The organism is Pseudoalteromonas sp. A757 (assembly GCF_004103285.1).
Classification (GTDB): domain Bacteria; phylum Pseudomonadota; class Gammaproteobacteria; order Enterobacterales; family Alteromonadaceae; genus Pseudoalteromonas; species Pseudoalteromonas galatheae.
The window spans coordinates 167,145-180,718 of record NZ_QNQN01000071.1 but is presented as its reverse complement, the minus strand read 5'-3'; the positions used below and the strand labels follow the sequence as shown (position 1 = coordinate 180,718).

The following is a 13,574-nucleotide window of genomic DNA, read 5'->3' as shown; positions in this document are numbered from 1 at the left end:
TTTAATTCACAGAACGCCAGTAGCTTGCCTGTCTAAGAAAAGTTAAGCTAAGATGGTTTCATGAAGCAAGTTTTAATAGTCTGGTTACTCGCCTTTGCTGGTTTTGCTAAGGCAGAAAAAGCCCCCTACTTAAAGTACAGTTTAAGTGGCTCGGGAAGCTTTTACCCTTATTTTACTCACAACGAAGATGCACCGGGGATCTTGCCTGAAATGGTGGAAGCCATTTTGGTAAAGGCAAACATCAAAGGCGAAAACTTACTTCTCCCAGCTAAGCGTACTAACTTTTATTTAGAAAAGCAGCAAATTGATTTTGATATTATCAGCCCAGATTGGTTGAACGAACAGCAAAAGCAAGATGATAGATTTATTTATTCAGACCCCATTCTACCTATTAAAGAGTATGTTGTTACTCGTCAGTCTCAACCACCGGTATTAACCCTATCAGGTATCGAAGTTGGTACAGTGAGAGGCTACTACTACCATGATGATCAAATATTCGAGCGGGTTGATTTCGCATCCGAGAAAGAACTACTGCAGGCACTAAACTTACGCCGAATTGAACATATTATCATTGGTGATTTACCCGCATTATATTGGTCAGAACAACTTGGTATTACTTTTAGCTTCAACCAGCTACATTCAGAAGGGATGTTGCAGCTACGCCTGTTAGCCAAGCACCAAGGATTACTTAAGCGGATAAATCAAGCTATCACACAACTTAAGCACTCTGGTGAAATTGAAAAAATAGAACAGCAGTATATATCACAACTACCTATACACGCTAAAGGTGGCAGATAACCTCAGCTCTAGACACAGATCAAGTTATATCCATAAATCCTTCCCGTAAATTGAGCACCAACGGACGCATTTGGTATAATACCGCTTTTACAGCTTGGGAAATCATTATGACTATCGCTGCCGCGCTTGCTGAGCGCAGTAACAATCAATGTGAGCTATGTACCTCAACAGATGGTCTCGAAGTATACGAAGTACCACCAGTCGCCGAGGCGCATTCTGACAAATGTGTTTATCTTTGTAGCCAGTGCAAACCACAGGTTGAAGGTCAACAGGATATCGAAGCCAACCATTGGCACTGTTTAAACGATAGTATGTGGAGCCAAGTTCCTGCTGTTCAGGTTGTTGCCTACCGTATGCTTAAGCGCCTTGCGCCGGATAATGGCTGGGCTCAAGATGCATTAGACATGCTATATCTTGAAGATGAGACTCGAGCATGGGCTGATCAAGTACTTGCAGAGGATGAAGACCTTGTTCATTTAGACAGTAACGGGGTGAAACTGAGTGCTGGTGACACAGTGACTTTGATTAAAGACTTGGATGTGAAAGGTAGTAGCCTAGTTGCAAAACGCGGCACTGCGGTACGTAACATTCGCCTTTCGCCTTCAAACCCAGAGCATATTGAAGGCCGTGTAGAAGGTCAAAACATCGTTATTTTAACGAAGTTTGTTAAAAAATAACTAGGCCCCAAGATAAACTGCTAAGCCTCTTCAAGATCTTATCGACTAGGGCCTGTTGATCTTTGCTGTTTGATTTTGGTTCTCCTGAGTGTGTTTTGGTCGCGACGCTCGACTTGCCGCCTAGTAATCTAGGCAAAAGTTGAGCAACAATGAACAAAGCGCACTCAGGTGAACCCAAAGGGCAGCGCTTGATTAGCATTTCTACTGTGTTCTCGCCTGACTCACATAGAATAACTATGCTACGCAGGCTCTGCCTTGTACAAATACCAATCAAACTGCTGCAAAAACAAACTTGAAAGGTAAACAGGCCCTAGATAGCTTAGCAGTTTATTTTTACTATTCTTCTACTAATTGAATGCTGCGATAAAACGCACCATCATCCTCAGCCAGTAACGAAACCAGCTCAGGCAACACTTTATCCATGGTTTTCTTTAAGGTCCAAGGCGGATTGATCACTATCATTCCAGAAGCCGTCATGCCTCGCTCTTGAGTATCTGCGCGGGTAGCAAGTTCAAACACTTGAATATTACGTATTCCAGATTCAATCAGGCTCGACTCCATGGTATCAATACGTTCACGGTCAACAACGGGATACCAGATCATATAGACGCCGGAATCAAACTTTTTGTGCGCTTTTATGATGCTTTTGACCGCAACATCATAATCGGATTTGATCTCATAAGGAGGGTCCATTAGCACGCAGGCTCTACGCGAAGCTGGTGGCACCAATCCTAATAGTCCTTTAAAACCGTCACTCCCAGTGACGCGTAGTGACTTTTTATGTGCCGTATTTTGCTTTAACAGCTCTAGATCTTTTGGGTGTAGCTCAAAAAACCAGCCATTATCTTGACGGCGTAAGAAATGCTCCGCCACCTTAGGAGAACCAGGATAATGGCTTAATTTATCATCCTCGTTAAATGACTTTATTAATGCCACATAATCGCTAATTGCCGACACGGATCCCGAATAATTCCACAGCTTAGCGATGCCTTGCAGATACTCCTGAGTTTTTTGTGCATCACTGCTCGCTAGCTCAAAAAAACCAGCGCCAGAGTGCGTATCCACGTAATCATATGGCTTATCTTTTTTAGCCATGTATGACAAAGCTTCTGCCAATACTAAATGTTTGATCACATCGGCAGGGTTTCCTGCATGAAAAGAATGTCGGTAACTGAGCATAACCCCGCCTTGATAAAAATAATAACAACACAGGTGAAATAAACCTGAGCTAAATTTGAGCAATGATTCATCAATTTTTAACTTTAGACTGAATCACTTCTGAACAAAATATTCCAATATCGGCATTATCTCTTAAAAGTTGAGAAAAATCAGCAGAAAGTCGCGTAAACACTAGCATCCTTAGCCGCTTTGTTTTACATTTGCATGACAAATCACAGTCATATGAGCGCATTAATGAATAACCAAGATCTCCAAAAACTCGACCAGTTGATTGACCAACTTTTGAGCCAAAATAACCAATTAAAAACGGAAGTTTCGGCACTGAAAGAACAAAATCAAAAACTCATCGATGAAAATGAAACCCTACAGCTTGAAATGCTAGAAAGCGAAGAAAAGCAAAAAGAATTTAGTTCATCTTTGTCTGGCCTACTTGATAAGTTGCAAACACAACAGGCTAGCTAATGTCTGAGCAGAATAACCAAGTGACAGTGACGTTACTTGGCAAGTCACATCAATTTGCATGTGCGCCAGATCAAGAAGAAGCGCTGCATAGTGCCGTAGCGCTTTTAGACCGACGGGTAGAAGAAATGCGTAAACGCTCAACCGTTCGCAATGATCACAATGCATTACTACTCGCAGCCCTACACCTTTGTCATGATTTACAAGCATTGGAAGCAAAGCAACAGCAAGACGCAGAGTTCGTTTCCACGCTCATCGACAAGTTAGTGCTGCCAGCAGGCGAATAATGCCTAAATACCGGAGCAAAACTATCTTACGTAGCACCTCTCTAATTTGGGCTATTATTTTAATGGCGGTGAGTTTTCAAAGTATCGCCGCCAGCTTAAACCAGTTCCACAAAGTCAATGATGCGGTTTATTTTATCCAAGGAAAAAATCGTGCTTTGCAGCCCAACCAAGCTCTTATTATTGGCAAGCAGTGTGCGCTACTGGCATCCATACATGGCGACCTTGTCACCTCTGAAGCCTTAATTATTGAACTAAAAAAGCGCCTAACTGTTCCTCTTTGTTACGTAGTGTCTTTGCATTCAGATATCAAACAAGACACCAGCGTTGTGTTACTCAAACATGCTTATCCCAATATGCAATGGCTAAGCCCAACGGCAATATCAGCTACCGAATTGAAGGCAGCCTTTCACTCACAACTTGAGCTTTTTGGCCAAAGCGTAGCGTTAAGTGACAAGCGAATCACATCTCTGGAGGCAAGTGAACAACCAAAGTGGCAAGCTAAACTTACATTGGCAAAAAGCAGGATTGCAACATGGTCCAAGCTCGCCTCACAAGCCCCATCGAGTAAAGCCATAGGTAACGCTCCTAAAGCTGTGAAGCTAGGAGGTTTGGTGGTTGAGCTTACTCAAGTCACGGGATTTAGCGGTCATGACATCAGTGTTTACCTGCCAAAATACCGGGGGTTGATAGCAGGTTATAGCGTGGATCAGATCCCACTTGCGCATTTACCGCATACTACACAGTGGCAGCAAGCGATTACGCACTTTAATCGCTATGCACTTGATTGGATATTACCCGCAACAGGAAAACCCTATCGATCAGAAATGCTGCTCACTCCAGCACAATTTTTGGCTTTATTAGAGTTACAAGACACTCAGCAAGTGGTTGAAAAAATAAGTATTCTATATCCAGATAAACACATGCAGCAACGCGCGTTATTACAGTGGCAACACTTTCAGCAGCAAAGAAATTTTGAATAAAACTTAACCTCTCGGTATAGTTAAGGGATGAACAGAGTATTAATACAACTGAGTGGGTTAATATTATTAGCTATGCTCGCTGGTTGTAAAAGCAGCAGCAGTCCACAGGTGAGCAGGCAAGCCATTTTGTCGGCTCTCACTCAAGTGCCCGCAGAAAAACCAGTCTCGCCTCCCGCTTTAGTCAAGGCAAAGCCATCCAAAGTCACTACCGTTAAAGCCCCTCTCAGAGACGATGATTTATGGCAACACATACGCCAAAAGCTCAGTTTTAATACTACATCCCACCCAAGGCTAAATAAGCGCATAAAATGGTATTTATCACAGCCTAATTACCTCAATGTGGTAAATAGGCGTGCCGCCCCTTATTTTTATCACGTAGTAAAAAAGGTCGAGCGAAAAGGCCTTCCAATTGAAATCGCATTGCTCCCATTTGTCGAAAGCGACTTTAGGCCAAAAGCCAAATCGCAACAAAATGCGGTGGGAGTTTGGCAGCTTGTGGATGCCACTGCCTACCATTTCGGCATAAAGAAAGACGAATGGTATGACGGTCGACAGGATGTGTTAGCATCGACCGACGCTGCGCTTGATTATTTACTGTATTTGCATGAACGCTTTGATGGCGACTGGTTACATGCGCTTGCGGCCTACAATAGCGGTGAAGGGCGCGTCAAAAAAGCCATCGCAAAAAATAGAAAAGCAGGAAAGTCGACCCACTTTTGGCATTTAACATTACCAAAAGAAACCGCTGACTACGTACCTAAACTCTTAGCACTCAGCCACTTACTAAAAACCTCACCCAGGGGTTTTAAAATACCAAGTTTGCCCAACAAAGCCACTACGTCGATACTTGATATTGGGCAGCAATTTGACGTCAACCAACTGGCTAAACTCAGTGGTATCAAAAAGCGTCAACTATACGCACTCAATCAAGGGATCTTAAAACATAGAAGCTCTCCAAACGGGCCGCACAAAGTGTTATTACCATTATCCGAGCAAGCATTATTGAAAAGTGCATTTTTCAGGGAGAACTTCAGCCAAGGCTACACTGTCAAAGCTAATGACACACTCTACCGCATCGCATTAAATGCGGGGATGAGCGTAAATGCACTAAAAGCACTAAACAATAAGACTTCCGATTTAATCCGAGTCGGTGAAAAACTATTAGTATCAGAGAGTAATGAGCAATTAGATTTACTCGTCGACTACGACGTAAGCCCTTATATTCAAGAAATAAAAGCCAAACCCATACCTCAAGTGGAACATCACCACACCATAAAACAAGGCGAGTCATTGTGGACTATCAGCCGTCACTACAAGGTCGCGGTAAAAGACTTATTAAATTGGAATTCACTCACTGCACAAACCCTATTAAAACCAGGCAAGGTACTAATGGTGTTTTTACCGGCACCCGCTGCGCCAAAAAGCAATAAGACTCATCCAGCTAGTTCATCCATCTCTAGCGTTGAAGCTATCCAATCCATACTGCGCTATGGCAAGCCAAAACAAAGTGAAAGCCCAAATTAATTGGATAGGCTTGCGTCCAAGAAGCGCACTCACGTAAACTACACGCTTTACAGGTGGATGCTAAATGGCATCACCGAATACTATTTATTTAAGGTTTACTTATGCAAATTGCAAAGAATACAGTGGTAGAGTTTCACTACACACTTCACGAAGGTGACAGCCAAATTGAGTCAAGCAAAGAAGGCGAGCCACTAAACTACCTGCACGGCACTGAAGGCATGCTACCAGGTCTTGAAAGTGAACTTGAAGGTAAAACCGGTGGCGATAGCTTTACGGTAACTCTAACACCAGAGCAAGGCTATGGTGAATATCAAGAAGGTTTAGTACAGCGTATTCCTATTAAGCACCTTCAAGGTCTTGGTGACAGCAAAGTTTGGAAGCCAGGCATGACTGCTATTGTCGATTCAAACCAAGGTCGTCATCAAGTAAAGGTAGTAAAAGTAGGACGCTTCAATGCCGATTGTGACTTAAACCACCCATTTGCAGGCAAAACATTAACCTTTAATGTTGAGATCCTTTCTGTACGCGAAGCAACTGCAGAAGAAATTTCACATGGTCACGTGCATGCTGCTGGCGGCTGCGGACACTAATGATGAATAAAGTTGCCATCGTTACCGGCGGCAGCTTTGGCATTGGCGCCGCCATTGTCAACAAGCTGCTATCGCAACAGTACACTGTTTATAACCTCGATATTCAGCCCAGTGAACAAGGCATTTTTCGTCATTGTGACGTCAGCAAAGTCGCCGATGTAAAAGCAACAATTGCAGATATTGTCTCAGAGGCAGAGCAAATAGATGCGCTTGTTTCAAACGCGGGGAAACATCTGAGTGCAACAATCGAAGATACCGACGAAGCCACACTCGACGCCCTTTTTGCATTGAATGTCAAAGGTGCTTACGCTGCCATTCAAGCCGTATTACCAAGCATGAAATCACAAGGTAGCGGTAGCATTGTATTGATGTCTTCGGATCAGGCAGTTATTGGTAAACCTAACTCCTTCGCTTATAACCTGTCTAAATGTGCGCTTGCTTCGATGGCGAAAACCACAGCATTGGATTACGCCAAATTTAACATTCGCGCGAATGCAGTATGTCCTGGCACAATTGAAACTCCGTTATTCCATCGTGCCATTGACAATTATTGCGCTCGCAGCGGCGCTGATAAAGCAGAAATCGTTGCAGAAGAAGCTCAGTTGCAGCCTTTGGGTAGATTAGGGCAACCGCAAGAGGTTGCAGCGTTGGTCGCTTTCTTACTGAGTGAGGATGCGAGTTTTATTACAGGTAGCCTACAGAGTATTGATGGTGGTTATACCGCACAGTAAAAAGGAAATACTTGATGAGCCTGAGAATTATTGATAGCCACCTACACTTTTTCGATTTAACGTTAGGACAATATTCTTGGCTCAAGCACAACCCACCCGCTTGGCCTAACCTGGAAAAAATAAGACAGAACCATAGCCTCACTAGTCTACCCCAACATTCACAGTTTACACTCGAAGCCTTAGTCCATATGGAAGCTGGCTTTGATAATCAACACCCCATCAACGAGTTACACTGGTTAAATCAAGAATTAGGAAGCTTTCCTTTTAAAGCCGTGGGTTACGCACCAATTAACGCTACGCCTGAGCAATTTAGCGCTGCCATAACGGGTTTAACACACCCTCATCTCGTGGCGATAAGAGACATCACCGAGGGCAGTGACAGCCAACGTTTATCCGCACCTTTCGTGCACGAAAATCTCACCTATCTTGCCGAGCATGGACTACACTTTGAGGCGCAATTAGAATTTAAGCAAAGCGAAAAAGTCGACCTTTTATTACGACTTGCCGAGCAAGAGGCTGACCTTAAAATCGTATTTAACCATGCGGGGTTTATTGACGCCACCAGCCCTTGTACAGATATATTAAGGCGCATTGGAGCGCTTAACAACGTCATGATCAAGTGCTCTGGCCTCGAAATGTTAGCAAGCCCACTAACGCTCTCTGAGTGGCTTACTCACTTAATAACACATGCTGGAGAAGAGAGCCTAATGCTGGGTTCAAATTATCCAGTTTCTCTTATGCAAAAAAGCTATTGGCAAATATGGCAGGGTTTTTTAGACGTGATAGGTATATCGTCAACTTGGCATAAGCTCAGCCGAGACAATGCAAAAAGTTGTTATGGATTATGAGCGGATCTGGACAAGATCGTAAGCAACTAGCTCAGGTACTATGCGCTGCAGTTTTTCTTCCGTTTGATCTAAGGTGTTTAAGCACTCGCAATATTCCGCCGCTTTCTCTTCTAATTGATGGGCTTTTTTCTGCAGGGATTTATCTATCTCTTTCGAAATAATCTCCATCCGTTGTCCCATATCGTTAATACGGTCTTCGATATTCCCTTCGCGAGATTTAAACGCATCCCCTAAAGAGACTAAAATGGAGCCCAACGAACCATGAACAGCAGAGTGAATTTTTTGGCTGATCTCTTTAGTAAAAAAATCATCAATTTTAGAAAGTGACTGTGGTGCGATAAAAAAGAAATCATCTCCACGCTTAAACTTATCCATCAACGCACGTTCAACGTATTGCAACTGCGTTTTGAGCACTTCAGGTTCTTTGTCAGACATCCCCTCAACCACTTGCTCAATCGCACTCAACCCAAGGTTTACGCCATCGGTCGCCAGATTAACCAGCTCAGGAACGGTATCCCGTATTCCTATAGAATACTCGCGCACAACTTCCTCCCCTTCCTGATCTAACTCAATCCAGCGGCCTAAAATAAAAAGCTGACTATCATTGTTGATTTGAATTCGGGTTTGACCATCATCAACGATACGAATTTCGTTATCCGTAATGATGAGGCCGTGACCAAGTTCAACATCGCACTTATTTTTAGCGTGTACAGGAGACGTCAATACAGCACAAAACAAGGCTATCGCGCTGAGTAATCGATTCATATGGCCTCCTATATGCAGAATGTAAGACGGGAAAAAGGGATGCTTCAGGAGAGTACCAAAAGATCAAACAATCCCAAAGCCATTTTAGACAGATGAAAGTAACAAGCTATGTCTGGCTGGTAATATTAAAGATCCATACGCATGAAGATCAAAAGCAGTAGCAATACTACTAATAAGGTCTATTGGTAGTACCTCACTAACCTGACAAAAGCATCCGCAGTTTTAATGGTTGGATTATTTTTACCATCAGCAAACTGATACACCCAAGCGAACTGAGGTTGCCCTGCTTGGGTTGTTGCAGACCAGTAATTATTACTTTTGGTCGTTGGAAATATCGTTATATTTATCGCTGGAGTGACGCATTCATGGTACACAATACTAGCAAGCTCTTTAACGTTAGGCACTTGCCAGTCGGTAAACCCTGCAAACTGGTCTTCGTTGGCAACCACTAATGCCTGCCGCCAAGTCAGTTGCTGAGCGTTGTCTTCACAGCTTTGAGAAGTAGCGTTATAACTTTGCCCAAAGTTGCAGCGCTGCCACATTAATCCAGTTTGGCTATCAAGCACTGTGCCATTGCTATTTACCGTATAGCGACTGGTATTGGAGCCTGTACCGACGCAAGTTTGCGCTTGGCAGACAGCAGCGAGTGACGAGGTAAATAATGTAATTGCAATGATCTTCATACGACGCTCCCTAGGGGTTTCTTACTAACCTAACAAATGCGCTGCTAGACTTTTCTACGGCAAAATCATTGCCAGTATCCATGTCAATAACATAAGCCCTTCTAAGCGTGCCGCCAGTCCCATCTAAGCTTGACTGCAAAGTCCAGAAATAACGATGGCCAAGTGTGGCTGCACTAGGTAAATTAGGGAAAAACGCTTCATCTATCACCGCAGTGCCTGTACTGCCGTAATCTAATAGCCCAAGTAGTTCCATATAAGTTGGTAAGCGCCAATTGTTACCGCCACAGTAACTTTGCTCTCCAACTGCGGGGTTGTTCACCTCATCAATCAAAGCTTGAATACCACAGTGATTATCCTGTGGGCAGATCGTATTTGCTGCGGCCTGAACACTCCCCTCAGCAACCGTTCCATCTACCTCAACATACCAGGTATAACTATTTTGTGCATTGCGAGAAGAAGTATTTGGTAATGTACCTGCACTTGCTTCTTTCACTTCCCAAATAAGCCCTGTGACGTTATCACGAACACAAGCAAAGTCAGTGGCGTCATCAGGCAACTCATCTGCAAAGCGATTTAGTTTGGTGAAGTCAAACCCAGCTCGACCACTGCCCTCTTTCGCCACCTGAGTGGCAAAATAATCACGTCCACGCTGCGCATCTTGAGCCGTAAACTGCGTCATGCTACAGGTGATCACATCCGTATTGTTATAACACGTGGTTTGGCCACTGTCGTTTAGTTTGCCTAATGGCTTTTTCTCGATATCAATGCGTACTGTATCGGTAGCCGAGCGATTTTGTGAGTCAGTAACAGTGAGCTCAAATTCCATTTGCGATAAAATATTTTGATCGGGAGCATTAAAGGTTGTTGAACACCCAGTAGTAGAACTTAATGCTACCTGAGTACCCGATGTCACTTGTCGCCATAAACATTGTTTCTGGCCAGATACAGTATCGCTGTTTGAGCCATCGAGCGTTACCTCGTCAAACTCTTGCACTTGCTGATCACTTCCTGCATCTGCCACTACCACATTCGAATTCTCAAGTAACCCAAGGGTAAATTGGGTACTAGCTTGTCCACCTTCATCATCGGTAACCGTCAACTGCCAGATTGACGGCTGAGAGACAGCCAACAAGGGATGTATAAAAGACACAGTAGCCGTATTTAACCCTGTAGGCTGTATTGTCGCAGGGCCACTTACTTGCTGCCATTGATATGCAACCACTTGGCCATTTTCGTCAGGATCGGAAGAGCCAGCGCCACTTAGGACAATAGTATCTTTATATTTGGCTGGCAGTGTTTCCGGCGCTGTTTGGCTAATGCTTGGTTTAGGTAATTGATTGTTAGACTTTACCGCAACCGTTACTTGATCGCTAGCAAGGCTGCCATCAGGCGCTACATAATCAACCTGAATAAGTAAATTGACATCAGCTTTGATATCCGGCGCAACAAAAGCGGCTTGTTGCTCCGTGATTGGGAATTCACTGACGTTTGCACCAGAGATAACTTGCCAGTTAAAGGTACCGCCTGCAGGTGATGCTTGTGCATTCAAGGTAACTTCCGTTTTTTCGGTCACTTGGATATCAGCACCCGCATTAACTGATGCGCTGACTTGGCTCGGTTCATCACTCCCAGAGCCTCCGCCACAACCTGTTAAAATTAGCGCAAGTACAACCAAACTTCCCTTGAATGCATTCATATTATTCCTTATAAACTATAGATAACTTTCTTGATGTATCCGCACAAACAACTTAGTGCCAACTTTGCTATAATCTACCTTGTATTCTCGACCGTCTAACGCCTGAATAAACAACAACCGTTTCACTTCACCAAACACATCAATACTCGAAACGTGAACAACCTCTAAATAACGCTCTTTGGCTTCTCTGCGATTTCTAGGCAGCTCTTCCTTAAAAGGCACCAAACCGTTTGCAGTCACCTTGATTTTCGGGTGTGCTTCACCATTAACAATCACAAGATCTAACTTTTTCTCTTTGTGAATAATGGTATTACGCCCGCTTTTAATATAGGCCGTTTCTAAGCTCATATTGGTGTATCCTGTTACATCTTCAATAGGTGGTTTGTTCTTCTAGCAATGCTTTTACCACCTCTCTAGGGTTAAGTTTCCAGCGGTTTAACATGACTGAAAATTGCCAAATATCCCTGTCTAAGGCAGTGGCGGGGATCAGCAAGTCGTATCCCGTCACTGTCTTTAAATTATCCATCCGGTTTGCAAACATTGCCATTAAACCAGTATATTCTTTTCCCGCCTTGGAGCGAAAAATGGTTTCTTCTATCAACCATTCAGATGGGCAGTTGCCATTTTCGCAATGCATTTTAACAGCTTGTAAAAAAATATGCCGCTGCTCGATCAATAATTTACCTGCAAGCCGAGGTGTTAAATTTAATAAAAATGCATCAATATCATTAAGTTTAATACCAACTGCATTTAACTCAAGTGTTTCAACACCTTGTTGAACTTTTGGAATGCCACTAGAGTGGAAGTTTACAACGGATAGCGGCCAAGCTCCATACTTATGCACATACCTAAACTCTTGTTCTGTAAAGTGTAAACTAAAATATGGTTGCTGACTTTTAAGGAAACCAACAAAAATAGCTACTAACATAGCGCTGGCAAGAAATATTTCAACAATGGTGATAGCTGTACCACGCAAGTTGACAAACAGCATGATCACAACCAAACCAATTGCACCAACCAGCATAAATTCAATGCCATTTCTATCGGCAGTTGCACGTAGTTTTGCTTCAAGCATAGGTATACCAGACATAAAAGATGTACATGATGATCGTCCATGCGACTAATTTACGTATTGTGATGCATCGTTTACATGGATGATTGCTTTTCATAATATTTAATTTAGGTACAAACGCTTAAATTGAATTACATTTTCGTTTAATGCACAAATTTACAGGATATGCCGTCGACTTTGTTAGCCTTTAATTTTGTAAACTAGAGACAAATTATAATCTGGGTCACTTTTATGCGTCATCAATCAGGGAAAGCACTGTTTCCTTTTATCATTGTAGTGCTAGTCGTTATCAGCGGCTATTTATATTTACCAGCCTCGGAAGGCAAAATGAGTGGCAACTCTGCACCCGTAACCTCCGTTCAGGCTCATACCGTAACCAAAGAAGAACGTATTATTGCTGTTCACTCTATTGGTTCCGCCAGAGCAAATCAAGCAATCAACGTGAGTAGCGCCCAAAGCGACTATGTGGCGGCCCTCTTTTTCGATGATGGGGATGTAGTAAAAAAAGGCGATAAGCTAGTGCAGTTGCGTGATGCCGAAGAGAAGCTCGATATCGAAGCGCTGAAAGTGACGCTAAAAGAAGAAATCAGACAACTAAACCGCCTTAAAGACCTTGCAAAAACTCAATCGGCGGCTCGCTCTCAACTAGAAGCGCAATCAGCAAAGGTAGACACCTTAACGGCACGATTAGAAGCCACCAAAACAAAACTCGCTGAGATGACCATCTATGCGCCATTCGATGGATTATTGGGTACTCGAAACGTTTCCATTGGTAGCTTCGTAAACAACAATACTGTGATCACCACACTCGATGACATTAGCATCATCAAAGTGGATTTTCAGGTACCAGAAAAATACCTAGCGCAACTACAACTTGGTATGCAAGTAAACGCTCAAAGTGAAGCTTACCCAGATCAACTATTTACCGGTAAGGTCTCTCATATTGACCCGAGAATTAATGAACAAACGCGTTCGGTACGAGTAACAGCAAGTTTCACCAATCTAGACCATAAACTCCGCCCAGGTATGCTGTTACACATGGGACTTGAATTGGCTCGATTACAAGCCCTTGTGGTGCCAGAAAAAAGCATTATTCCAAGACAAGATAAGCATTTTGTATTTGTAATTGATGACCAAGGTAAAGCACAACAACGTGAAGTCCACCTGCAAACTCGCTTTAGCGGCTGGGTAGCTATCGACGAAGGGCTTACAGAGGGACAACAAGTGATCACGGAAGGCACCCTGAAGATCCGCTCAGGCTCAAAAGTTGAAGTAAAGGGGTAAG

General features: G+C 43.3%; 17 protein-coding genes. 10 read left to right on the top strand and 7 right to left on the bottom strand.

The window, feature by feature from the left end:
- Positions 1-60: 60 nt before the first annotated feature.
- Together DRB05_RS15080 and DRB05_RS15075 are read left to right on the top strand one after the other, a co-directional pair.
- A complete protein-coding gene (locus tag DRB05_RS15080) occupies positions 61-798 on the top strand; it encodes a transporter substrate-binding domain-containing protein (protein WP_128727673.1) in 738 nt (245 codons plus the stop codon).
- Between the two features lie 107 nt (positions 799-905).
- Entirely contained in the window at positions 906-1,475 is a 570-nt protein-coding gene (locus tag DRB05_RS15075; protein WP_128727672.1) for an alkylphosphonate utilization protein, read from the top strand.
- On the opposite strand, the gene DRB05_RS23145 is transcribed toward DRB05_RS15075, so the two are convergent.
- Together DRB05_RS23145 and rlmJ are read right to left on the bottom strand one after the other, a co-directional pair.
- On the bottom strand, positions 1,465-1,674 hold the full coding sequence (locus DRB05_RS23145; RefSeq protein ID WP_128727671.1) for a hypothetical protein: 210 nt from the start codon (positions 1,672-1,674) through the stop codon (positions 1,465-1,467). The genes DRB05_RS15075 and DRB05_RS23145 overlap by 11 nt on opposite strands.
- 137 nt (positions 1,675-1,811) lie before the next feature.
- A complete protein-coding gene (rlmJ, locus tag DRB05_RS15060; protein ID WP_128727670.1) occupies positions 1,812-2,654 on the bottom strand; it encodes a 23S rRNA (adenine(2030)-N(6))-methyltransferase RlmJ in 843 nt (280 codons plus the stop codon).
- 234 nt (positions 2,655-2,888) lie between these two features.
- On the opposite strand from rlmJ, the gene DRB05_RS15055 reads away from it, so the two are divergent.
- The 7 genes from DRB05_RS15055 (at position 2,889) to DRB05_RS15025 (ending at position 8,073) form a co-directional block, all read left to right on the top strand.
- Positions 2,889-3,116 (top strand): hypothetical protein, encoded by a 228-nt coding sequence (locus tag DRB05_RS15055; RefSeq protein WP_045964864.1) that lies wholly within the window; start codon positions 2,889-2,891, stop codon positions 3,114-3,116.
- Entirely contained in the window at positions 3,116-3,400 is a 285-nt protein-coding gene (locus DRB05_RS15050; RefSeq protein WP_128727669.1) for a cell division protein ZapA, read from the top strand. The genes DRB05_RS15055 and DRB05_RS15050 overlap by 1 nt, the downstream gene beginning before the upstream one ends.
- Positions 3,400-4,380, top strand: coding sequence for a hypothetical protein (locus tag DRB05_RS15045; RefSeq protein ID WP_128727668.1), 981 nt, complete (start codon positions 3,400-3,402; stop codon positions 4,378-4,380). The genes DRB05_RS15050 and DRB05_RS15045 overlap by 1 nt, the downstream gene beginning before the upstream one ends.
- 108 nt (positions 4,381-4,488) lie before the next feature.
- A complete protein-coding gene (locus DRB05_RS15040; protein WP_128727667.1) occupies positions 4,489-5,904 on the top strand; it encodes a LysM peptidoglycan-binding domain-containing protein in 1,416 nt (471 codons plus the stop codon).
- 101 nt (positions 5,905-6,005) lie between these two features.
- Entirely contained in the window at positions 6,006-6,494 is a 489-nt protein-coding gene (locus DRB05_RS15035; RefSeq protein WP_128727666.1) for a peptidylprolyl isomerase, read from the top strand.
- 2 nt (positions 6,495-6,496) lie between these two features.
- Positions 6,497-7,225, top strand: coding sequence for an SDR family oxidoreductase (locus DRB05_RS15030; protein ID WP_128727746.1), 729 nt, complete (start codon positions 6,497-6,499; stop codon positions 7,223-7,225).
- 14 nt (positions 7,226-7,239) lie between these two features.
- A complete protein-coding gene (locus tag DRB05_RS15025; protein ID WP_128727665.1) occupies positions 7,240-8,073 on the top strand; it encodes an amidohydrolase family protein in 834 nt (277 codons plus the stop codon).
- On the opposite strand, the gene DRB05_RS15020 is transcribed toward DRB05_RS15025, so the two are convergent.
- From DRB05_RS15020 to DRB05_RS15000, 5 genes are all read right to left on the bottom strand, one after another.
- Positions 8,068-8,838: a YggN family protein gene (locus DRB05_RS15020; protein WP_128727664.1), complete on the bottom strand. Its 771-nt coding sequence runs from the start codon at positions 8,836-8,838 to the stop codon at positions 8,068-8,070. The two genes, DRB05_RS15025 and DRB05_RS15020, sit on opposite strands and share 6 nt — an antisense overlap.
- A 179-nt stretch (positions 8,839-9,017) precedes the next feature.
- Positions 9,018-9,521, bottom strand: a complete 504-nt coding sequence (locus tag DRB05_RS15015) for a DUF1566 domain-containing protein (RefSeq protein WP_128727663.1) — start codon at positions 9,519-9,521, stop codon at positions 9,018-9,020.
- Positions 9,522-9,531: 10 nt separating this feature from the next.
- The gene (locus DRB05_RS15010) at positions 9,532-11,217 is read right to left on the bottom strand and encodes a DUF1566 domain-containing protein (RefSeq protein ID WP_128727662.1); all 1,686 of its coding nucleotides are present in this window, start codon (positions 11,215-11,217) and stop codon (positions 9,532-9,534) included.
- 15 nt (positions 11,218-11,232) lie between these two features.
- On the bottom strand, positions 11,233-11,565 hold the full coding sequence (locus tag DRB05_RS15005) for a hypothetical protein (protein ID WP_102057579.1): 333 nt from the start codon (positions 11,563-11,565) through the stop codon (positions 11,233-11,235).
- A gap of 22 nt (positions 11,566-11,587) precedes the next feature.
- A complete protein-coding gene (locus DRB05_RS15000) occupies positions 11,588-12,292 on the bottom strand; it encodes a DUF2982 domain-containing protein (RefSeq protein ID WP_128727661.1) in 705 nt (234 codons plus the stop codon).
- Positions 12,293-12,520: 228 nt separating this feature from the next.
- On the opposite strand from DRB05_RS15000, the gene DRB05_RS14995 reads away from it, so the two are divergent.
- Positions 12,521-13,573 (top strand): efflux RND transporter periplasmic adaptor subunit, encoded by a 1,053-nt coding sequence (locus DRB05_RS14995; protein WP_128727660.1) that lies wholly within the window; start codon positions 12,521-12,523, stop codon positions 13,571-13,573.
- The last annotated feature ends 1 nt before the right edge of the window (position 13,574 follow it).